Below are 22,734 nucleotides of genomic sequence, written 5' to 3' on the forward strand. Positions count from 1 at the left end.
GAAAAACGAAGCTCGAAGTGAACGGAAATTTTGAAGAAAGCTGGGAATAGTAATGTTGAAAACAAAAGATAGCTTCACCGTACTGCTTGCCGGTATGCAGTGGCTGTTCTTTATATTTACCAATACGGTTATGGTGCCGCTATCGATCGGCCATGCGCTTGGACTTGCGCCGGAGGATATCGCTTCTTCCATGCAGCGCTCGTTCATATTGACCGGTCTGCTCTGTATCGTTCAGGCGGTCTGGGGGCACCGTTATGCGTTAATGGATGGTCCGGCCGGCGTCTGGTGGGGGCTTGTGCTCAGCATTTGCGCCTCCGCACCCGCGATGGGACTGGATATCGGCACGGTTGCGGCAAGCCTTAGCAGCGGTTTTATCATCTCGAGCAGCGTAGTCATTATTCTTGCGTTATGCGGGTTCCTGAACGTACTGCGGCGCATCTTTACGCCGATGGTTATGGGCGTGTTCCTGCTGCTGCTTACCTTCCAGCTCGCCAACACATTCTTCAAGGGAATGATTGGATACGATCAAAACGGAAAATGGGATTTGAAGCTGGCTGGCTTGTCCCTCTTTATTATTATCGTTGTTGCTTTTATTCATTTGAAAGGCAAAGGGAAATGGGGACAATTCTCCCTGCTGGGCGGGATTATTGTAGGCTGGATCGCTTACGCCGTCTTTTTCGGAAGTCAGAGCCGCATGGAAACGGCAAGCGGCGGCACCGGCATCTGGCTTTGGCTTCCGTGGGGAACCCCGGGCTTTGAGCCTGGCATTATTATGGTGGGCCTGCTTGCCGGGCTCGTCAATATGACCAATACGCTAACGAGCTTGACGGCGGCGGGAAGGCTTTTCAAACGGGAAGCAACCAATAAACAGTTCGTCCGCTCGATCCTGTTCACGAACGGCTTCTCGATTCTGGCGGGGTGTCTAGGCTTGATCCCGTTCGGAACATTCGCATCGTCGATCGGGTTTCTGGAAAATACGAAGGTACTGCGCCGTGCCGCGCTTATTGCCGGAGCAACGATGTTCATTGTCGTCGGAATCTTCCCGGCATTAGGAGGCTGGCTGGCTAAGCTGCCGTTGTCCGTCGGGAATGCGGTATTATTCGTCGCTTACCTGCAGATGTTTGGCACTGCAATTCGTTCCTTTCAGGGAACCACGTTTAATGCCAAGACGATCTATCGCGTCGCGCTTCCTGTATTAACAGGGATAAGCATCATGAACATCCCGGCTTCTGCCTTTGCGGAGTTCCCTCCGCTCCTGACGCCAATTCTCTCCAACGGACTTATAATCGGAGTTATCCTCGTCATCCTTTTGGAGAACGTCATCCGTTGGGACAGGTTCGAGACCAAGGCTTCAGAGCCAAGGGCGGTGGAACCGAAGGATCATACCATGAAGCCAGCAGCACAGTCATAATCATGAAAAGGCCATGCCCGGCTTGGGCATGGCCTTTTGTTCTTCTCAGCCCGCTGTTGGAAAAAGGCTCTATCGCCCTATTAAAACACCCATTCGGTTTCGGAATTTTGTCCATAAACTATGAGATAAGCTGCCGCAGCGAGGGGATGCGAGTCTTGCATGTTTAACTGTATCGGAAAGGTCATTATCGTGAATAACAGCGGCATTATCCATTTTGGATTTGCCAAACAAATCGCTCCCGAATCCATTCAAGTCGGTAACGGCAACGGCTCAACGACATCAGAGGCAGATTTGGAGGAAACGGGGAGAGAAACCGAAAACCAGGCTAACGGGGAAGACAGCAATAGCAGCAATAGCAGCAATAGCAGTACTAATGGCAATAGCGACAATAAAGACAATAAAGGCAATAAAGGGAAAGCCACTAACGGAAAAAGCAAAGGCGCAAACAAAAGCAAAAGTAAGCCAACCGGCAAAACGACTGCCGCGGCGAAAAAAACGTCAGCACCAGCCGCATCTGTCTTACCTAACCTGCCAATCGGAATGCCTTTCGGCAATATCGGCAAAAATCATCCTTTGCTCAAATTAATGAAAGGGTTCAAGTAAGCCGAATCGGCTAACTTGAACCCTTTTATTTTTACTCAAATATATGGGATAAACGGGATCCGTTATTGTTCCACAACCATTTGCGGGATTTCGCATCGCCTTGCGCCGTGTCCTTCAGCTGACCGCTGAGCTCCATGAACCAGGCTTGATCCTGCGCCTCAAGAGCGAGGTCAATCAAGCTCCGGATATCCTCCTCGTCAGGAACCCACTCTGCTTGCTGTCTTAAATGATGAACCTTAGCAAGCGCCATACGCCCGGCCGAATCCTCGTTATCCGATTTTACAACATGAACCTTTGCAACATTTTGTTCCACGTCGATATGCTCGACATAGCCGAAAACAAATTCACCGCTGATCGTTTGACCTTGCACCCAATCGCTGACTGCAATACTCATGGTCATCACCGCCTTAATTGAAGTAAGTAACTGTAACTTAAGTTGTTACTGTTATAATAATGTATACAGTTAATGATGTCAACAGGCTACTGGGAAAATTACTCATGCAGCGGATTCCGGTTTCACTATCCGGGAGGCTATTCCTGTAACACAAACGAAGAGCGTATTGTTCATTACGCGTTACCCATTATACGTAATCGCAAGGGAGAAGTTTTACTCGAAATCTCCTAAAATCATTTCATCCAACGCTGTACCGCCGAGAACCATCGGGTATACGTTCTCGTCCATCGGAATTACGAACTCTACGAGCACCGGACCCGGCGTTTCCAACGCTTCCTTCCAGGCAGCGTCCGCTTCCGCCTTGCTCGAAGCGCGCAGCCCTTTAAGCCCGTAAGCTTCCGCAAGCTTTACAAAATCCGGACTTCCCGCCAGATCAATCTGGCTTAGCCTGTTCTCGTACATAAGCTCCTGCTGCTGTCTTACCATGCCAAGCACCCGGTTATTCAGAACAACGATCTTCACCGGAATTTGCTGCACCGCGCAAATCGCCATTTCCTGGGCGCACATCTGCATTCCGCCATCGCCGTTGATCGAGATAACCAGCCGGTCGGGATTGCCGATCTGGGCACCCACCGCTGCCGGAAAACCAAATCCCATCGTGCCAAGTCCTCCCGAGGACAGGAGCGAACGCGGCTGATTAAACTTGTAAAACTGCGCCGTCCACATTTGATGCTGGCCTACGTCCGTTGAAATAATCGCGTTGCCATGGGAGGTCTGATAAATCATCTCGAGAACATATTGCGGCTTTAGCTCGTTATCCGAATCGTTATAGCGCAGCGGATGCCGGGATTGATGCTGCCTGATTTGCTCCATCCAGCCTTCGGTTTTGGCAGGAGCCGCCAACGTACGGGCGTAAGCAAGAATCCCCTTCAAATCGCCTACGATGCTGATATCCGCTTTGATAATCTTATCGATCTCCGCCGGATCGATATCAATGTGGACAATCTTTCTGGCCTGCGGCGCAAAGCCCCCTACCTTCATCGTCAGACGGTCATCAAACCGGGAGCCGAGCGAGATGATCAGATCCGCCTGTTGAATAGCCATGTTTGCTGCATAATTACCGTGATGGCCCGCCATGCCTAGCGCATAATCATGTCCGCTCGGAAATCCGCTAAGTCCGTGCAAGGTTGTTACAACAGGGATCCGCGTCCGCTCGACAAATCGGATAAACTCTTCGGAAGCATTCGCGTGAACGATCCCCCCGCCTGCAATGATAACCGGTCTTTCCGCTTCCGCCATCGTCTTCATCCATTCTTCTACACGCTCTGCATCTATAGCCGGTTCAGGTTCATAGCCGCGGAGTTTAACCTCCGCCGTATACGCTTCGTATTCCAGCTTGGCATTCGAAATATCTTTCGGAATATCGATCAGAACCGGACCTTTCCTTCCCGTGCTCGCCAGATAAAAGGCTTCATGCAGAATCCGCGGAATATCTGCCGCATCTCGTACCGAATAGCTGTGCTTCGTAATCGGCATCGTAATGCTGATAATGTCGGCCTCTTGGAAAGCATCCGTTCCAATCATATACGTAGGAACATTAGCGGTAATGATGACCATGGGAATCGAATCCATATGGGCAGTTGCGATGCCGGTTACCAGGTTGGTTGCTCCCGGTCCCGAAGTTGCGATGCATACGCCAACTTTGCCGGTGGAACGGGCATAGCCGTCGGCGGCATGAACCGCACCTTGCTCATGCCGGGTAAGAATATGCTTGAACTCTTTATTTTTCGTCATCGCATCGTAAATATATAAAGCACTTCCGCCCGGGTAACCAAATACCGTATCCACGCCTTCATCCAATAATCCTCGCAGCAATGCTTCCGAACCAGTCATCCAGGTTTTTGTCGATTGTTCCATAATGGGCAGCCTCCCGTAATTAAAAAATAACCCCTTTCTTCCCCGGCTAATCACAGCAATGCTGCAAGGCCATAAGGGACGAAAGGGGTTTAGTCTTCGCGGTACCACCCTGGTTCACCGGAATCTCGCGAATCCGGTCTCAAGAGGCAGGAATGCTCCTGCCTGCTGCACGTTAACGTGTGCAATTCCGGTTGAGCCTACTTGGCTGAACTTCAGCTTTCGGTCAACAGCTCCGAGATGACCGCGTCCATCGCTTACGGCAAAGGTTCCACCAATCCCTCTGCTCTCTGTGCATAAGCCGCATGCCGCTATTTCTCTTCCACGCTTCTTTTATGAAAATCATAAAACCCCTTTCTTCCACAGGCGTCAGCATACAGCTGAACTTGCCTAGGGACGAAAGGGGTTATCTTCGCGGTACCACCCTGGTTCACCGGCGTTCTTGCAAATCCGGTCTCATGAGATAAGCTTCTGCTTACCTGCTGCACAATAACGTGTGCCAATCCGGTTGAGCCTACACAGCTGAAACTCAGCCTTCAGTCAACAGCTCCGAGATGACCTCATGCAACGCTTAAGGCAAAGGTTTCACCATTCCCTCTGCTCTCTGGACATAAGCCGCTTGCATGTTATTCTCTTCTGCGCTTTTGCTTTTGCACATCATAGCATATCAAAATCGGCTTTTCAATCCGTATTTTTCCCGATCGTGTTATTCCTGCGGTTCAACGTATTATGCAGAATCAGAAATATTACGATAGCAATCAGCACTCCTCCAAGAGCCGACGTCATATCCTTCTGCGAATCAAACACATCTCCCTCAAGCCCGATATATTTAGCCGCCATCTTCTTGTTGAACAAATAAGCCGACCACATTTCGAGCAGTTCGTATAATGCGCTTGCCGTCATAATCATCGTAAACGTCACGATATAAGCTGGCCATTTCTTGTGAAGCTTCAGAAAATATTGAACCGCCTCCCGTACGGGAAAGGCGATAAGCAAGCCAAAAGCGAAATGGACAATCCGGTCGTAGAACCCTCTTTTGATATGAAAAATCTGCTTCAGCCAATCATCGATCGGTGTATCCTGATACGTGTAATGCGCGGCGTAAGCATGCATCGCGAGGAAAATTGCGATTAGCACATATGATAAATTGCTATGCGGAAACTTCCGGTACACCACAATCAGAACAATGACAAAAGCAACCAGGAGCGAATTTTCGACCGCCCATATTTTCCAGTCGGATGGACGGATCGCCATGATGATCCAGAATACGGAAAATACGGCTATCGTGATCTGCAAGAGCCTATTCTGTTTGAACGGTATCAGATGGCTTCGCAGCCATTTGGACTTGTCTTCCATAAGGGTGCAACCTCTTTTTCGTCATGTTGAGGATTATCTTTCCCCAAATGGCACAGGTTATATAGCAACAAGGAGAGGGTCATCCCTCTCCTCTTGCAGATCTTATTCCGTGGCCTTATGCGCCCAGAACTCCACGATACTGTTCCAGCCGTTTAATTCGTTCCCGTATCCTACATATTTGATGTACTTTGCCTTTACAGACTTAGGGAGCGGAAAATTCTCGATCGCGTTAGGCGATGGCTTATGACTCTTCTGGTGATCTAGTATTTTCTCGAAATGAACGCCGTCCTCCGATACTTCAATATCGAAGGTGCTGTACCACGTATTGCCGTTGTAGAACAAAATGCTGACCTGGTCGATCTTCTGCGCCTTCGCAAGCTCCACCAACAAATATTGGCCGCTGCCGTCCGCCGACCATCGGGAATCCGGATCACGGTCCATCGTATTTACCGGCAGATTGCCGTCATTGGCGCTAGCCGTCACTTGGCGGATATCCGCAAGCTTGCCTTCCGGCTCCGCCATCGGTTCCAGTACCGTAAAGATTCTGATACCCGTCACCGTTACGCCGTTCATTTTGCTTGTTGCGGTAATGGTGACCGTGCCCGGCTTTTTCGCCTTGAACACATTGCCTTTAATGCTTCCAAGCTCTTTGTTATCAAGCGTGTATTTCACCTTGAGTCCGGCCTGCAAGGGATCGATGGTTTCCCCGTTGTTAAGAGTAACCAGCGACTTTATAACGCCTTCATGCCCGGCGCTGATCGCATCGCTGGTTGTTCTCCAGCCCAGCACGGAACGGTCCGGTGAAAGCGTGATGCTCTTCGGCAGAGCCGGATTCGCCGCAACCTGGAAGGTCACCGAATAATTCTGAGTCCGGCCTTTATTGGCGACATGAATCGTACCCCTGCCGTTCGGGCCGGCCGGCTGCTCGATTTGCATGGACGCGCTGCCAGCTAGAGGCGTTGCCTCCAGGGTTGGCGTATTTTTTGTTCCGTAAGGCAGGACGACCGTATACGCGGTTTTCAGGAATTGTACGCCTTCAACCGGTTCCCCGTTCACCAGCACCGAAGCAAGTCCTGCCGCAAGCTGGCTGTTCCGCCGTTCGAACTGATCCTCATAGAGGCTTTGCGGCGATAATCTGTCGCCTTCGCCAATGCCTTCCGCCATATCAAACGGCTTCGTGTCGGCTTCCGGAATGGATCCGGTAATTTGCACGTTAACACCGTTTACGGGACCTTTTGTTCCGATGACATAGCCGTTGCCGAACTGCTCGGATTCGACGATGATGCCCTTTTTGCTGCTATGCGCTTTAAGCCCCGTCGTGTTCCAGAACACGCTCTCGGTTGTCACAACGCCATGGCGGTTCGTTGCCGACGAGCCATAATCCCGCGTAATGGCAGAGATGCCGTCGCCGTTTACCGTCATATTGTCTATCAGATTCGCCATGCTGAGATACATATGGAAGTCGGTCATTAGCGAGGAATTTTCCGAGTACACATTGTGCATCACGTTGCCGTTCGCGGAGAAGTTCGCATATGTGAAGCTATGCCTCGCGCCAATCGCGTTGCTGTCCGTAATCAGATTATCGTTGCCAATGAACTGGTACAAATATCCGTTGCCGTTCGCGCCTCGGTATTGCGGATATTGCATCGTGACATGGTCGACGGTCATATTTTTGGTCCGGTCAAGAATGATGCCTTTGGATAAAATGTGATACGTAGAGTTGCCCTCCGGCTTATACGTGCTGATATTGCGGATCCAGCTGTTCGCGGCTGCTATGACATTGATGGCTTTTGCATTATCCGTCTCGTAGCCGGCCGTTCCTTCCACCTTGTAATCATCCTCGCCAAGACCGCTCTTGGAATTTTGAACATTTGCCATCGAGAAATCTTCCAGCCCGATCTCCGAGATTGGCGCTGCCGTTTTCGTTATGGTGATGTTATCTCTTATCTTCAGCGGATAACGGGTTGGAACGTCTACCGTCAGCGTATTATGCGCTTCGTCTACGGCGACAATCTGCCGGTAAAAGATCGGCTCCACCTTGCCAAGGCGCGAAGCCCATTTGTTCTGCATCCCCAGCTCCGCAAGAAACTCCCGGGTTGTATCGAAGGTAATGAGCACATAGTCGCCAACGGCAAAACCGGACGCATGATCAACCGGCAGCAGAACGGTAGGCTTGCCGAGCGATTTGCTCAGCTTGGCGGACGTATCCGTCTTCACCCAATCGCCGCCGCCAATCCGGATAATATCCTTCTGTTTCATATATTCGGAGGCATTGTACAGGAACGTCTTGCCAATTCCCTCTCCTTTAAGCACTACGTTGCTGGCGTTGATGCCAAGCGCATAGGCTTGTCCGGCAGGCGGATTCAGCTTATAGGTGCCTTCCGGCAAGTAGACAACACCGCCTCCAGCGGCTGATGCATCATTAATTGCCTGCTGGATAGCCGAAGTCGCATCGTTTTGCCCCGTGGAATCCGCAAGGTAGGGCGCTTTCGTCACATCGATGCTTCCGGCCAGATCAACAGTTGGAAGCGGTGCTTCGCCCCGGTGGTAACCCGCATAAGAGAAGTCATGAAGGAACTTTCCTTCCCCATCCTCAAACCCCGGATACCAATTGTCCGGGTAGAGCTGGCTTCGCCCGTCCGCTCCAAGCGGAATCGTTCCCGGCGGAACCGCCGCATCGGCCGCGTGTGCGGCTTGTCCCTTCGAGCCCGTGATTAATGTGCTCATTAGCAAGCAAGCCGTCATCATGATTAGCAACCATTTTGTCTTCATCCATCAGTTCCTCCTCATCGCGATTCAAAATATAATTCATATGATAGCGATTACAAAAACTCATCTGCCCTCCTTCCGCACTCAATCAAGCATCCAAATTATAGAATGTCTGTATTCTAAATGGGTATTAGCAAAAGCTTGATTGCGATTGATGATTTATTCAGCGAATCGGCAAAATGAACCCTTTTATTGATCATTTCTATAAAACGGGCATAAAAAAGGGGATGTCCCATAAGTCATTAATATGACGAATGGGACACCCCCTTTGTTATTTTGGTTTGGGTTAAACAGCAGCCTGCGCATTTTAATGTTCTTCCAATCGCCATTGCTCAGGGATTCCTTGAATCAACGAGGTAAGGTTGGAATCCCTTCACAAAAGCGACCGCTAACGCTTCTCCAGAATCATTAAAATGCTCCGTTTGCCATTAACCTGTCAATGAAATGCTTTAAGGACAAAACAACAAGAAGCCGATCCTTGTTAAAATGGAGGTACCACCCAACCACCTTAATAGAGAGAGGCTTCTTATGTACAAAGAATATACCATGGATCAGCTGTCCTTGCCAATGGACTTGCAGGAAGATAACCCCAAAAACCATCTCGTTCGCGTCATCAACGACGCGGTCAATCACTTAGATATGAATCTCTTCACTAAAGCCTATCCCGGAGGTGGCCGAGATAGGCTACCACCCCAAAATGCTTATGAAGGTCATCATTTATGCCTACACGCAGTGCATTTACTCTTCTCGTCAAATCGCGAAAGCGGTACGTAAGAACATCATGTTTATGTGGCTTTCCGCTAGACAGCGCCCAGATTTCCGCACCATTAACCGTTTCCGCTCGGAACGTATGAAAGATGTGCTAGAGACCGTCTTCACGGCTGTTCTTCAGTTTCTGAAGGAAGAGAACTTCATCAAGCTGGAGCACTACTTCTTGGATGGAACGAAAATCGAGGCGAATGCCAATCGTTACACGTTTGTCTGGTGTAAAGCTGTCGTCAAACAGAAGATGAAGCTGCAAGAGAAAGTGCAGGCTTTGTTCGCTGCCATTGAAGAGGCAGAGAAACAGGAAGATCAGGCGCTGAATAACGTGGACCTTCCTGAGCTCGGAGAGGCTTCCGCTATCACGAGCGAAAAGCTGGAGCAAGCGGTTCAGCGACTAGAAAACAAACTTCAAGAAAAACCGAAGGACAAACCGTTAAAGAAAACTGTGCGCCTTGTTCGGAGGGATCTTCTGCCTCGCCTGCAAAAATATGAAGTGCAGCAGGAAACACTCGGAAGCCGCAACAGCTTTAGCAAGACCGACACCGACGCCACGTTTATGCGCATGAAGGAAGATCACATGCGAAATGGACAATTGAAGCCAGGGTATAACGTGCAGATTGGAACAGAAGACCAGTTCATCATTAGCTACAGCCTTCACCAACGGCCAACAGATACGCGTTGTCTCAAGCCGCATCTGGACAAAGTAAAAGCATTGCTTGGTCAATTGCCAGGAACCATTTTTGCAGACGCAGGTTATGGGAGTGAAGAAAACTATGCTTATCTGGAGTCAGAGGAACAACGAGTACTTGTGAAATACAATACCTACCACAAAGAAAACACCAAAGCATGGAAGCAAGATATAAGCAAGTTCGAGCATGGGTTGTATGACGAGACAGAAGATACGTGGACATGTTCAGCAGGACAGAAACTTCTATTCCGTTATGAAAGCAAAAGTACCACAGAAAGTGGCTATGAAATTACCACTCGCCATTATCGCAGCCTTTCGTGTGAAGGTTGTCCGCTGAAGGAGAGATGGACGAAGGTACAAGGAGATCGTGAAATCAAGGTCAGCATGGAATATCTCCGCCTCAAACAACATGCCGGGGAGCAGTTAAAGAGTGAAGATGGACATGCCTTGTCAGTTCGACGGATGCATGAACCGGAAAGTGTGTTTGGCCAAATAAAAAATAATCGGGGATTCCGCAGATTCCTACTTCGAGGCTTGCCGAAAGTTAGCCTGGAGGTCGGGTGGCTTTCGCTTGCCCACAATTTGCTGAAGAAAGCAGCAAGAACAAAAATAGTGCTGCAAGGGTAACCCTATGCAGCACTATTTTCATAAGAATCACTCTTTATTTACTAATGCGAGCCATCTTTAAAGTGAGCGATCACCTTTTGAGACAGCTCCTCTTGTCTTTTATCGTATGGCTTGCGAATTGGAAGCCTCGGCTACAACTTCTTCCCATAATTCCTCGGCGATTTGCTTCAGCAGCAAAGCTTCCTGCCAGCGGTCGGTTGTCTCGACCTCGCGGTCGTTCTCAACCACTCTCGTAATCGCGTAACCCGGAGGACCCAGCTCCGGGATAAAGGAAAGAATATCGCCAGGCACGGCATTCGCATACCAATTCCGCATCCCTTTGCGCCACCAGCGTTTGAAATGCTTAACCATCGGATGATCTCCGTTAACCATATCCACTTGAACCTGCTCTCCATTGGAGATACGGCCGTGAATTCCGGCCGTCCGCTGAAGCAGCACGTCAAACTCGGCTTCCGAGCGGTTATGCGTGCCGTCAAGCTCACCGCCAACAACGTAATGAGACAGATCGATAATAAGCTTTAACTGCGGCAAAGCGCGTACGTAATCGGTCGTCCGAAGCAGATCCTGCGTGATTCTTCCCCGGTGGGTTTCGATAAATTGCGGAATGCCCGCTTCCGAAGACGCTTCCAGGAGTCCCTCCAGCAATTGCACGGCTTCATCGCCAACCACAAAGGCATCCATGACCTGCGAATTGATGTATTGAACCCGGCCGAATTGTTTGGCGGCTTCAAGCGTATCCAGAATGTCCTTTACGTTCGCCGGAAAAGCAATCGTGCTGAAGCTGAACTGGTGCTTGTCCAGCAGACGGTGCCACTGCTCATATTCCTGTTCAGGCGGCATCGTGGCGCTAATGCCGGTAAAGCCGGCTTCGGCAATTTTCTCAAACTTCTCCTCCATCGTCCATTCCCGGCCGTTCTCGCCAAGACCAATCATCGCCCACCAGGACTGCTGGATTTCCATTCTTGGCGGATGCGAAGAACCGTCGTTCAGATGAAAGTTAGATGCCATTACGAACACGCTCCCATACTAATAGTTGTTGTTCACTGCCTGTCCGCTTACCATATCAATGACAGCCTGATACAGATTAGGCGGATATTCCGCAATCCGGTGACATAAATACAAGTACCACTCGCGGCCGTACGGGATATAAATCCGTATCGGATTCCCCTCGCTCCGAAGCCGGTTAGCCAGCTCCGGACGAATGCCGTACAGCATTTCAAGCTCCGCTTGAGCGCTTGTTAACCAGCCTCTCTCCCGTACGGCGTCGATAATCGCGTCGTCATGGGTAGCGATGGATACCTGATGGCCTTGACGGATTGCCAATTCAACTAGATTCAAATAACGCTCATTCAGCTCGGACGACCGTGCAAGCGACAGATGATCCGGTTCTTGATAAGCTCCTTTTACGATACGGATCCGGCCGGGCGAAGTCAGCGCCGCCAAATCCGCCGGCGTTCGGTTGAGATGCGCCTGCAAGGTAATGCCTATGCAGGAATACTCGGCCGCAGCCTGCTTATAGACGGATAAAATAGGATCCGTTTTCCCCGACTCTTCCATGCTGATGAACAACTCAATCTGCGTTCCTTCCGCCTGTCTGGCCAGCTCGGTCAAGTTGGCATACGCAAGCGCTCGGCTTATCATTAAACCGATATGCGACAGATCAAAAGATACCCGCCCCGGGAGTCCCGACTGCTTCAATTGCTGAATAAGCGCTTTCATCTCCGCCGCGGCTTGTTCGCACTCCTTGGCATCCGATGTATTCTCACCAATGTATTCGATAGAAAGAGAATAACCCCTTCTCAAAATCTCTTTTCCGGCTTCCAATCCTTCCGAAAGATTATCTCCCGCGGTATACCTTAACGCAGCCTGACGCAAAATCCGGTTCACCAGCGGGTTCTGCTCCACATAAGCTTTCAAATCCGAACGGCGAGCGATAGATTTCAAGGCTATAGTTAACTGTTGTTCCAATTCCAAATGCTGATTCATGCGGCGATGCCACTCCCTTTTCCCCAATTGCGTTTATTGTAAGTGAAAAGAGAGTGACCGTATTGTATAAAATTGCTCTATTCTTACAGCGATAACGCGTACTTCTGCGGTGTAGCTCCTACAATCCTGCTGAACATGCGGGAGAAATGGCTCTGGTCATAAAATCCGGCTTCCGCCGCAATATCCGCTATCGCCCGCCGGTTCTTCATAAGCTCCGTCTTGGCATGATTAATCCGCAGCAGGTTCTGATAGGCATGGGGCGGCAGATGACTCGATTCCTTAAACAACCGGATCAGATGGAATCTGCTGATATCCGTCATCTTCTCCAGTTCGTCCAGAGTAATCTTTTCGGTATAATTCTCATGCAGGTATTCTCTGACCAGATTGACGTATTTACGGTCTTGTCTGGTTCTGCGGCGCTGATGCGCAAAGTCGGAATCATTCCGGCTGACTACCGCCTCGATAAGCTCGATCAGCGAGGTTTCGATTTCAAGCGGAGAACCTGCTCCCGATAAAGCTTCCATAGTCCGGTTGATGCGGATCCGGCATGCCTTGTTCTTGTTCTCTTCCAGCAGAAAAGGAATATGAAGCCGTTCAAGCTCCCGCTGCTTCAGCCCTTGAAGCCAATCCTGCTTGATAAACAGCATTTTGTAACTCCAGTCCGCTCCTTCTTCCGGTTGGCAGGCGTGAAGCATCATTGGCGGGAAGCTGATCATGCGGCCTTCCTCCACCCGGTGCAGCGTTCCGTCACACCACGCATGGGTCTCCCCGGTATCGATCAGCCCTACGGAATACTCTTCATGGAAATGCTTCTGATAGGCAAAATCACTCTTCCGGCATCGTTTGGCCTCAAGAAACGGAAGCGCCTGGTCGCGGTAAAAGACGACATCCGGCATGCGTATCGAACACCTCCTTTAATCTAGCGCTATTATATCAGCCTTTGCATAGAAAAGGACAATCCGGAAGAATGACTGCTTCCGGATTGCCCCCGCTCATACTCTAATTCTTGTAAATGTTATACAGCATAACGGCAACTTCCGCTCTTGTAGTTGTCGCCAGAGGAGACAATTTGCTTCCCGCCCCCTGAACGATGCCGTTCTTAACGAGAGTTGCGATGCTGTCTGCCGCATACGGGCTTACTTGATCCGCGTCCGCATAACCGTTGATATCAGCTGCGGTACCGTTCATCGCAGACAGCTTGTTAGCCGCTACCAGCGCTTTGGCTGTTAACGTCATCATATCTTGCCTGCTGATGCTTGCGCGCGGATCAAAGCGGTTATCGCCAATGCCGTTCGTAATGCCAAGCTTCTTCGCAATGCCTACCGCCTGATAATAATAATCGGTAGATTGGACATCCGCGAAGTTTGAATCTACTTCGGCTGTCAGACCAAGCGTGGATACAAGAAGCTGAATGAAATCAGCTCTCGTGATCGCCGCATTTGGCGAATAGGTTTGAGCCGAAGTGCCTTTAATGATTCCTCTGGATGCCAGAGCTTCAATCTGTGCTTTGGCCCAAGGTACGGCAGCCAGGTCATTAAAGGTCTTGTGCACTTCCGCAACTGCATACTTGCTGAAATGCGTCGTTGTAAACACCATTACGCCAGCTGCCTGATCATAATAACCGCTTGGTACAGGCTCCGTCGTACCGTCATTCTTCACGTACAGGATGACGAGATGATCCAGATTTTCGCCTGCCGCAGGCGTGTATGGAATGGTTACTAGGACTTGAACATTGTCATTGTGGAAGCCAAGCGGCTTGTCGTCCGCCAGCAAATGAATATCCACAGCCGGCTTCCCTTCCGCAAGAGAGCTTGCAGGTCCAATATGAAGAGTTACGTTTTGGGCGGAACCAAGCTCCGCGGATGTAAACATGCCTGCCGGCAGCGTTACGGTGCCAAATGGCGTTTTTACCCGAATCTCTTGCGAGTCTTCGAGCTGTCCAAGCAAGCTGGCCGGAATTTGCTGCTCATACGCTTCCGCTCCTGCCACTTGCGGCAATTCAATCTCTACTATTTTTCTGCCGTCCCGCAGTACCGGGGCAAGCGTTAAAGCTTTCGTCAGGTCGGCGCTCGTTACGGAACCTTTCGCGACTTTGGTAGACGAATCCATAACTCCGTTTACCGTAAGTCTTGCCAGGTCCGATGTAACGACTGGCGTCAGACCGGTTGAGGAGCCGGAATTACTGCCGCTGCCGGAACTGCTTTGGCTCGATTTCGCAGGTACAGCCACTGCAATGGAAGCCGTATCCGCTGTCGTATTATCCGACGTTCTCGTTACGCGAAGCACCAGATGAACCGTGGTTTCTGCCGCCGGCGGCGTAATAACGCCATCTGTTCCGATCACTTCGTTGTCCGAAGACTGGATGGCAATCGTGAACCCTGACGGTACTTCCGGCAGCGTCAGCGCTGTAGCATCCTTCGCCGGAGCCGTTATGGAGGTGATGCCGTCAGCTACTTCTTGCGCCGTGCTTTCGACTGGTCCTTCTTCCGATTTCGCCGGTACAACTACTGCGATGGAAGCCGTATCCGCTGTCGTATTATCCGACGTTCTTGTTACGCGAAGCACCAGATGAACCGTGGTTTCTACCGCCGGCGGCGTAATAACGCCATCAGTGCCGATCACTTCGTTGTCCGAAGACTGGATGGCAATCGCAAACCCTGACGGTACTTCCGGCAGCGTCAGCGCTGTAGCATCCTTCGCCGGAGCCGTTATGGAGGTGATGCCGTCAGCTACTTCCTGCGCCGTGCTTTCGACTGGTCCTTCTTCCGATTTCGCCGGTACAACTACAGCGATGGAAGCCGTATCCGCTGTCGTATTATCCGACGTTCTTGTTACGCGAAGCACCAGATTAACCGTGGTTTCTGCTGCCGGCGGCGTAATAACGCCATCTGTTCCAATCACTTCGTTGTCCGAAGACTGGATGGCAATCGTGAATCCTGCCGGTACTTCCGGCAGCGTCAGCGCTGTAGCATCCTTCGCCGGAGCCGTAATCGCCGTAATGCCGTCAGCGATTTCTTTCGCCGTGCGGGCAATCGCGACATTTTGCACAGTCGACAATGCAGACTCCGTGCCCGTTCCGTCAATCACGCCAACTTTATAGAAATACGTATGCTCGGAAGGCAGGCTGCTATCGGTGTAAGTGCCGGCCGTGCCGCTGTACACTTTCGCGAATGTTCCTTCTTCGCTATCCGAACGGTACAGATTATAACCAAGCGCACCGGTCGTTTTGTTCCAGGCAAGCTTCACGCTGGTTGAAGATGCCGCCGTTGCCGTAAGGCCCATTGTAGAATCCGCAGCCGGCGTCAAATCCGGATCTACGATCATAATCCAGCTGATCATCGGGTCTTGCGATGCCGTATTTCTGATTGTAATATTCATCGTGCCGTTTGTTACATTTACGCTTGTAACGGCCATCGTGTTGCTTGGCGTAAACGTAATAGCTCCTTTATTGTCCCCGTTAATGAGCAGATTGGCTTTTCTGCTCGCATTGCTCCACGGATCGTTAAAGCCCAGATACACATCATACGAACCGTTCTCCAGGGTAAACTGATAAGCAAGGTCCGTGCCCTTAGGAGAGTTGGCTACGTTACCGCCGTTCAAGTAACGGACCGTAGAGAAAATATCCCCGTCAGCCGAACCGGAAGGCATTGAATCTGCGCCAAGATAACCCCAAGGCGAAGCATCGGCTGCATTGTAGGCCTGCTCGATTACCGTTTTGTTCGCCAATGTGTCCTGCATGTAAGAAGCGAGCAGCTTGTAATCGGATGTCGCGTAACCGCCTGCGTTTACGAAATACAGCGCATTGTCCGGCACGACGTACATCTTGATGCTCTGCACCTTGTTGTAATACTCCGGCAGCGTCATTTGAACCGTAATTGGACCCGGCTTCGCGAAGTCCGCTGCTGTAAGAGCATGAGAATTAATGGACCAGGTTACGGGTGTTGATACGGTTCCCGTTTTACCCAAGACGTCAACCTGGTTCGGCAAGTTAGGCACTTCCCCAAGCTTAACCGCTTCAGGGAACTTGGTGGTCACGTTCACTTGACCCATTGCGTTCAGCAGGTCCGGTGTCCAACTCGCATACCATTTAATCGCAATATCCGTTCCCATTCCGAACTCGATTGGCAGGAACACGTATTTGGCTCCGTCATTGGCAAAATTGCCGCCGTTCCAAATATCCCCTACGTAGATAAATTTGCCGTTCTCCGGATCAACCGGAATAACATACGTCGATTGCGTATTAAAGGCTTTCGTCGGGTCCGGATCGCTTGCCGACGTACGGACGAACGGATCCTGCATCGGAGCCCATGGGCCAAAGATGTTATCCGCTACCGTATATTTGTTCTGGTTGGCTGACCAGCCTGTTGCACCGGAAGTAATTAAGTAATAATGGCCGTTATATTTGAACATGGCCGGTGCTTCGCGCTGGGCTCCCGGGAATACCCGCACATAGTCAACGCCGTTAACGGCTTTGTACGAAGCATCGCGTACAGCGTTCCCGTTCTCGTCCACGTTGCCGTCTTTATGCCAGCCGGTTACATCGAGATAATCCGGCATCAGCTTAGAGATGTAGATCGTTAGGTTCTCTTCGCTCGAATAGATCAGGTACGCGGTTCCGTCATCGTCCTTGAAGAGGTTCATATCCCTTGCCATACCCGGGTTGCCTGGCTGGTAGTCAATCTCGCCGGCAGGAGCCTGGTCCATCCGGTAGCTTCGCTGGTAGACGAACGGTCCGGTTGGCGAATCGCTTATTGCAACACCCGCTTGAGCTTTGCCGTAGTTGGCGTTGTTGTTGTAAGGATCCTTATCGCCGTCGATATGAGCCCACATGACGTATTTCTTCGTTTCATCGTTATAAACAACCTTAGGCCGTTCAACAATTCTTCCTTTACGGATATCCGCCCATACGTTAACGGTATCCGTTCTTCCTTCATACAGCTTGGAGATCAGAGGGTCATTCGTAAAATCATCCATAGAGTTGATTAACGTAAGAGCCATACCCTCGTCTTTCCAGTTCATCAGGTCCGTGGAAGAATACACTCGGACGCCTGCAGCCGGCCAACCGCCTTTGTGGTATTCGCCATACCAGTAATACTTCTTCGTTTTCTCGTCGTACATCATGCCCGCACCGTGAGCGTCAATCGGATTGCCCGTTGTATCTGCCCATAGAGAACCCGGTACCAAAGATGTACGCACTGCACTCACCCCAAGCAAATCGGATACAGCGGAGGAAACGCCGTCTACGACTGCGCTAATCGTGTAGAAGTAACCCGTACCTTGCGTTAATCCGGTATTGGTAAAGGTTTTATCGGTACCGTTGTACACTTCGGTAAAGGTTCCCGTAGCACTCGTCGCTCTCTTGACGGAATAAGCAACTTCGGTACCAGGCAATGCATCCCAATTAAGCGTAACCGAAGAATCCGTTGCGGATGCGGCCTTGAAGCTAGCCGGCGCGTCAAACGCATAGGTGGTTGCTTGAACGGATGCAGGCGGAGATTCGCCAAAAGCATTGTAGGCCGTAATCTGGTATCTGTATTCCTTGTTGGCTGTCAGGCCCGTAGCCTGGAAGCTTAAAGAGGTTCCGTCGTAAATCTTCTCATAAGATGTGCCGCCATTCGAAGACTGGTACACTTTGTAGCCGGTTGCCTTGGCAACGGCAGCCCAGCTCAGATTGATTTTCGATGAATTAACCGCTGCCGCGGTCTGACCGGTTGGCGCAGCAGGCGCTACGCCTATTGTCTTCACGTTAAATTCCGGCGACCACTGGGACTCGGTAAGTCCCCCGTACAAATAAGCGATCTTATAATAATAATCCGTATCCGAGCTCAAACCTGTATCCGAATAGCTGGTTTCGGAGGTGTTGCCCACATAGCTGTAACCGCTTCCAGAAGTTGTGGAACGGTACACATTATAGCTGCTTGCTCCTTCAACGGCATTCCATTTCAACGCAACGGAGGAGCTGGTCTGCGCATCCGATTGAATGGCGGCCGAATTGGCTGCCGGGATATCCGTAACCATAACGTCATCCACTTGAACCGACTGCCATTTGTTGCGGATGCCGATCTTCCCGCTTGCAAACGTTGTATCGACTGCGTCAAACAGAAGCTTATCTTTTCCGTTCTCCACGATATAAGCTTTGATTGAGCTGCCAATAAGCACAAGCTTCAGCGTATACCAGGTATTCTTGCTCAGCGTATAAGCGGTGGCGCCTTTAATCGTTGCATCCGTATTATTGACCCGTTTGGTCAGGGTAAGCCCGGTTGCAGCCTGCATCTGGAAATAGTAAAAGTTTTTATAGTCTTGGACGCGGGCCAGAATGCCCGGATAAGCACCGCCGGCTCCCGTATAGAACCGCATGGAAACCGTGGAATCCGTCCAGTTATCTCCCGTAGTAATAATGCCTTCGCCGGCATCGGTCTGGCTAAGCACTTTATTGCTTGCATCAGCCGGATCGGCTGCTACCGTCCATGTACCGGAAGCAATCGTCCACTCCGGATCAGCCGTATAATTCCCGTCCGTAAAATGATCTTGAAAATCGATAGCCGAAGCTGCCGACACCTTGGGAATCGGCGTAAAGTTGAACAAGGAAACACCTAATGACAGCAGTAAAAGCCAAACAATCGGTTTTTTCCGCACTTTCTTTTCGCTCCTTTAAATAGATTAGAGTACGATCAAACGCGGATGATACTGGCAAAACTTGCGAGCTCCCCCCTTTGTTTCGGAAACCGGTTTCATGAAACCCGTTTCATGTTAGGCGTAAAAATATGAAATCCAGCGGGACTTCTCCAAGCAAAAAAAAGAAGAAAGCGGTTTCATTGCACCAATTGTACTGTTTTCCCCATCAATTGGCAACCAACTTTCTTCTTAACTCATCCTGTTTTAGGCAATATTTTTGTCAAAACTTGTTGAATTTCAAAAATTCCAAATCCTATCAGCGCAAATAAAGCATAAGCGGCTGCAGCTTCAGTGTCTTTAATTCCTCGTAGACCAGTCTGGCGATCTCGATCCCGCCAAGCTGCTGGAAATGCGTATTATCTTCGGTGCCGTCCGGGAAGTTCATAAATTCCCCCGGAGCCAGCCACATGAACAGCTTCTTGGTATCTTCCGGACCTAACGCTTCAAACAAGGCTTTGCTTGCCTTCGCCAAGTCGATTAACGGCACTTCCTCTTCGGCCGCCAGCTCCCTGACCGCCGTCAAATAATCCCCGTGCGTATCCCGGAGCGTTCCGTCCTCCTCATAGAAGCGGCGCTGCACGGAAGTGACAAGAACCGGAATCGCCTTCCGCTCCCTCGCCCCGTCGATATAGGCCTTCAGAGTCTGCTTGTAAGTGGTAAAAGGCTCCGTGTGCCGCTCTTCGTCAAACTTCTGATCGTTATGGCCGAACTGGATAAGCAAATAATCGTAAGGCTTGATGCGGCTCCAGATTTGATCCAGCACGCCTTCGCTGATGAAGCTTTTGGAGCTGCGGCCGGATAAGGCATAATTCGCTACTGCAGCGTCTTGCTTCACGAACATCGGAAGCATCTGACCCCAGCCCGCGTACGGATATCCGTCATCCGGCTGATCCGTAACCGTCGAATCTCCCGCCAGGAAAATCGTACAGGCTTGCGGCGCCGGCTCCACCTCCAACGCGTTAATGCGAGGCGCAAGCCCGGAGAAAGAGAGCTTTAACTGCCCGCCGGTTACCCATACCGAAAAGCTGATCCGGGAAAAGCTGCCTGGAGCTGTCCGCTGCTTATGCACGAACAGGCGTCCCTGGCCAGCCTTAATGGTTGTTTCGGTCTCGGCAATTTCATCCCCCAGCAGGACAGAGACGCGGTAGATACCGTCTTCTGCATCGAGCAAAAAGGCCGTATCAAGCGGGATGCAGAAATCACTGCGCAAGGCTCCCGGTTCTCCGCGGTCCTTCGCGTTAATCCGATCCGTCCGGGTAAAGCCGTAACCCGTAAAGGAATCATAGACGGATTGCGGCGTAATCTTCGTGTAGCCTTCGGCCGGGGTGCCTGTGCCAAAATCAAATCGATAGTTTCGCGTCATTTCGTTTCTAGCTCCTCTACTTTATTTCTCCGCCGGGATACAAGGTTGAGCTGGACAGCCGTTTGGGCTGCGGCAGCGGAGAATCGGTTACGCGCTTGCTCAGCTCCACTTGCTTGCTGGAATAAATGCATGCCTTATTGTTGGAATAAATAATAACCTGTTCCGTGCCGCTTCCCCATAAGTCCGCGTGGACGGCATACCCTTCGGAAGGGAATTCTACCACTGCATTCATAGAGCCGTCATACAGGGTTGGGAATACGCCGCCTCCGCGCCGGTAAGCCAGAATGTAGTCCGGCGCATCCTCCGTCCAGCCCCTTAACGGTTCAATAATGGTAAGCCAGCCCGGCGTCTTCCGGTCTTCCTTCCACAGCTCCTTGCCTTCGCTGTCAAGCAGGAACAAGGCGTCCTTGCCAACCAGACCTTTGCCGTCATCCTCCCGGACAAGCCGGTCCAGCCCGGCAATCTGCAAGCCCGGTAGATCGGTCCGGAACCGGCCCAGCGCGATATGCTGTGATTCAACGGAGCCCTCATATCGCCACAGCTCCTTGCCATGCCGGTCATACATAACCGTCACGCTGCCGCCGATGACAAGCTCGGGCTCCCCGTCTCCGTTCACATCCCCAACCCAGATGCAGTCGGCATGATCGTCCAGATCATGACAGCTCCACAGCAGCTTGCCGTCATAATCAAGCAGGTCGTAGCCGGCCATGACTTCATCTCTTCCGTCGCCATCCAAATCGTAAACCCACGGGAAGTGGCCCGGATTCCCCTCATGCGTCCATAATAGCTTGAACTCACGGTCCAGCGCCCACAGACGATGATAACGGTCCTTCAAAATAAGGTCTCCGGCATGCGTGCCACCCGTCAGGTTTGCGACAATAATACAGTCGTGGGCATGCGGATCAGGCAGCTCATGGGTCGATCGAACCGAGCCGTCATGCCCGTTAAGGATATGCAGCCGGTCAGCCATGACGCAAAGCACTTCAAGCCTGCCATCCCCGTCGATATCCGCAATCTGCGCCGGATAATCCGAGCCATGGCGTCCCGCTCCGGGATCGGGCTTGCCGGTCTGCCACAGCAGATTGCCCTCGAGATCATAAGCGGTCAGACATTGCACTTGATGGGGAATATAACGGACATCCTGACGGTTATCCGGCTGTACCATCAGCAGCTCCATCCGGCCGTCGCCGTTCAGATCGCCGAGCAGCACTTTGCAGTTTGCCCCCGCAGCTTGCAGATCTATGGTTCCAAGAAGATAAGGCTCCGTTGTGGATACAGAAGACATCCTTGTCCCTCCTAAAAAGAATTGTCAGCCTGAAGGCTGACTGTGATGATTCTTGCTTCGTAAGCATAAGCCTAAAAAAATTTTATTTATTCAGACTGATCTGCTGTCCGCCCTTCACTTCCACCGTCTCAGCGTCAACCTTCAGCCACACGCCGATGGCGGAAGGATTGTAGACGAAGCTAAGGTCAGCCGCAAACTTCAGCCCCTCGAAGGCTTTCGCATAATCCACAAGCTCCATATTTGTGCAATACCAGATCGTCGGATTACCGCCGATGAATTGTCCGAACTGTTCCATCAGCTCCCAATTGTTGTCGCTGTCAAATTCGTAGCTGTGGCCCCACACATACATCAGGTACAAATATTGCGATTTTTGAAGTCCGGCGAATTCCTCCGCATGCTTCATCAGATCCCGGTTATGATGGCAGGTCGGCTGCCACTCGTGCCAGTCATCCGGCATGCCGTAATGTCCCGTGCTGGGAACAACCCGCGCATACTCGATGCCAAGACCGGGCAGCAGCTGTTTAATCCTATTGTTGTAAGACCCGTTAGGGTAAGACATTCCACGGACCGTGTAGCCGACAATCCGCTCCAGATTGCGCCGGTCCTCCATAACCTCGTATACGATCTGCTCATTCGGACAGCGGGCAATCGTCGGATGAGTCAGCGTATGAGCCGACACTTCATGCCCGGCATATAGGGACCTGACTTCATCGCCGCCAATTCGGTCGTTTGTTCCAAGGAGTCCGGAATTAAGATGGAATGTACCTTTCAACCCGTAACGGTTAAAAATATCGACCAGCCGCCGGTCGGCGAACCTGCCGTCATCGTAGCTAAGCGTCAACGCTTTATGTCTTCCTTCCGGGAAACACATCACAATCGCCATTGCTTTAACCTCCTG

At 51.1% G+C, this 22,734-nt stretch carries 13 protein-coding genes and 1 pseudogene; 3 read left to right on the plus strand and 11 right to left on the minus strand.

What is annotated here, in order from left to right:
• Nucleotides 1–52 precede the first annotated feature (52 nt).
• Both PJDR2_RS20585 and PJDR2_RS20590 read left to right on the plus strand, forming a co-directional pair.
• Nucleotides 53–1,411: a uracil/xanthine transporter gene (locus PJDR2_RS20585; protein ID WP_015845653.1), complete on the plus strand. Its 1,359-nt coding sequence runs from the start codon at nucleotides 53–55 to the stop codon at nucleotides 1,409–1,411.
• 159 nt (nucleotides 1,412–1,570) lie between these two features.
• A complete protein-coding gene (locus tag PJDR2_RS20590; RefSeq protein WP_015845654.1) occupies nucleotides 1,571–2,014 on the plus strand; it encodes a hypothetical protein in 444 nt (147 codons plus the stop codon).
• A gap of 31 nt (nucleotides 2,015–2,045) precedes the next feature.
• Here PJDR2_RS20590 and PJDR2_RS20595 read toward each other — a convergent pair whose 3' ends face one another.
• From PJDR2_RS20595 to PJDR2_RS32015, 4 genes are all read right to left on the minus strand, one after another.
• Complete coding sequence (locus tag PJDR2_RS20595; RefSeq protein WP_015845655.1) at nucleotides 2,046–2,408, minus strand: IDEAL domain-containing protein; 363 nt, start codon at nucleotides 2,406–2,408, stop codon at nucleotides 2,046–2,048.
• A gap of 213 nt (nucleotides 2,409–2,621) precedes the next feature.
• Nucleotides 2,622–4,325, minus strand: a complete 1,704-nt coding sequence (gene ilvB, locus PJDR2_RS20600; RefSeq protein ID WP_015845656.1) for a biosynthetic-type acetolactate synthase large subunit — start codon at nucleotides 4,323–4,325, stop codon at nucleotides 2,622–2,624.
• 678 nt (nucleotides 4,326–5,003) lie between these two features.
• Nucleotides 5,004–5,678 (minus strand): DUF2238 domain-containing protein, encoded by a 675-nt coding sequence (locus PJDR2_RS20605; RefSeq protein WP_015845657.1) that lies wholly within the window; start codon nucleotides 5,676–5,678, stop codon nucleotides 5,004–5,006.
• A gap of 102 nt (nucleotides 5,679–5,780) precedes the next feature.
• Entirely contained in the window at nucleotides 5,781–8,450 is a 2,670-nt protein-coding gene (locus tag PJDR2_RS32015) for a discoidin domain-containing protein (RefSeq protein WP_015845658.1), read from the minus strand.
• A 525-nt stretch (nucleotides 8,451–8,975) separates the two neighbouring features.
• On the opposite strand from PJDR2_RS32015, the pseudogene PJDR2_RS20615 reads away from it, so the two are divergent.
• Nucleotides 8,976–10,527, plus strand: a pseudogene (locus PJDR2_RS20615) (IS1182 family transposase).
• A 99-nt stretch (nucleotides 10,528–10,626) separates the two neighbouring features.
• Here the strand turns inward: PJDR2_RS20615 and PJDR2_RS20620 are convergent.
• The 7 genes from PJDR2_RS20620 to PJDR2_RS20650 form a co-directional block, all read right to left on the minus strand.
• Entirely contained in the window at nucleotides 10,627–11,535 is a 909-nt protein-coding gene (locus tag PJDR2_RS20620; RefSeq protein WP_015845659.1) for a sugar phosphate isomerase/epimerase family protein, read from the minus strand.
• Nucleotides 11,536–11,553: 18 nt separating this feature from the next.
• Complete coding sequence (locus PJDR2_RS20625) at nucleotides 11,554–12,513, minus strand: proline dehydrogenase family protein (RefSeq protein WP_015845660.1); 960 nt, start codon at nucleotides 12,511–12,513, stop codon at nucleotides 11,554–11,556.
• Between the two features lie 83 nt (nucleotides 12,514–12,596).
• Nucleotides 12,597–13,409 carry a helix-turn-helix domain-containing protein gene (locus tag PJDR2_RS20630; RefSeq protein ID WP_015845661.1) on the minus strand — a complete coding sequence of 271 codons (813 nt, stop codon included), beginning with the start codon at nucleotides 13,407–13,409 and terminating at the stop codon, nucleotides 12,597–12,599.
• Nucleotides 13,410–13,512: 103 nt separating this feature from the next.
• Nucleotides 13,513–19,149 carry an S-layer homology domain-containing protein gene (locus tag PJDR2_RS20635; RefSeq protein ID WP_015845662.1) on the minus strand — a complete coding sequence of 1,879 codons (5,637 nt, stop codon included), beginning with the start codon at nucleotides 19,147–19,149 and terminating at the stop codon, nucleotides 13,513–13,515.
• A 295-nt stretch (nucleotides 19,150–19,444) separates the two neighbouring features.
• Nucleotides 19,445–20,551 (minus strand): rhamnogalacturonan acetylesterase, encoded by a 1,107-nt coding sequence (locus PJDR2_RS20640; protein WP_015845663.1) that lies wholly within the window; start codon nucleotides 20,549–20,551, stop codon nucleotides 19,445–19,447.
• 16 nt (nucleotides 20,552–20,567) lie between these two features.
• A complete protein-coding gene (locus PJDR2_RS20645; protein WP_015845664.1) occupies nucleotides 20,568–21,836 on the minus strand; it encodes an FG-GAP-like repeat-containing protein in 1,269 nt (422 codons plus the stop codon).
• 82 nt (nucleotides 21,837–21,918) lie between these two features.
• Nucleotides 21,919–22,719, minus strand: a complete 801-nt coding sequence (locus tag PJDR2_RS20650; protein ID WP_015845665.1) for a polysaccharide deacetylase family protein — start codon at nucleotides 22,717–22,719, stop codon at nucleotides 21,919–21,921.
• Nucleotides 22,720–22,734 lie beyond the last annotated feature (15 nt).

The sequence above is a fragment of the Paenibacillus sp. JDR-2 genome, from assembly GCF_000023585.1.
Taxonomy (GTDB): domain Bacteria; phylum Bacillota; class Bacilli; order Paenibacillales; family Paenibacillaceae; genus Pristimantibacillus.

Excerpts from the sequence above, each read along its gene's own strand:
- PJDR2_RS20585 (WP_015845653.1), top strand. The coding sequence starts at position 53 with ATGTTGAAAACAAAAGATAGCTTCACCGTACTGCTTGCCGGTATGCAG.
- PJDR2_RS20590 (WP_015845654.1), top strand. The coding sequence starts at position 1,571 with ATGTTTAACTGTATCGGAAAGGTCATTATCGTGAATAACAGCGGCATT.
- PJDR2_RS20595 (WP_015845655.1), bottom strand. The coding sequence starts at position 2,408 with ATGAGTATTGCAGTCAGCGATTGGGTGCAAGGTCAAACGATCAGCGGT.
- ilvB (WP_015845656.1), bottom strand. The coding sequence starts at position 4,325 with ATGGAACAATCGACAAAAACCTGGATGACTGGTTCGGAAGCATTGCTG.
- PJDR2_RS20605 (WP_015845657.1), bottom strand. The coding sequence starts at position 5,678 with ATGGAAGACAAGTCCAAATGGCTGCGAAGCCATCTGATACCGTTCAAA.
- PJDR2_RS32015 (WP_015845658.1), bottom strand. The coding sequence starts at position 8,450 with ATGAAGACAAAATGGTTGCTAATCATGATGACGGCTTGCTTGCTAATG.
- PJDR2_RS20620 (WP_015845659.1), bottom strand. The coding sequence starts at position 11,535 with ATGGCATCTAACTTTCATCTGAACGACGGTTCTTCGCATCCGCCAAGA.
- PJDR2_RS20625 (WP_015845660.1), bottom strand. The coding sequence starts at position 12,513 with ATGAATCAGCATTTGGAATTGGAACAACAGTTAACTATAGCCTTGAAA.
- PJDR2_RS20630 (WP_015845661.1), bottom strand. The coding sequence starts at position 13,409 with ATGCCGGATGTCGTCTTTTACCGCGACCAGGCGCTTCCGTTTCTTGAG.
- PJDR2_RS20640 (WP_015845663.1), bottom strand. The coding sequence starts at position 20,551 with ATGACGCGAAACTATCGATTTGATTTTGGCACAGGCACCCCGGCCGAA.
- PJDR2_RS20645 (WP_015845664.1), bottom strand. The coding sequence starts at position 21,836 with ATGTCTTCTGTATCCACAACGGAGCCTTATCTTCTTGGAACCATAGAT.
- PJDR2_RS20650 (WP_015845665.1), bottom strand. The coding sequence starts at position 22,719 with ATGGCGATTGTGATGTGTTTCCCGGAAGGAAGACATAAAGCGTTGACG.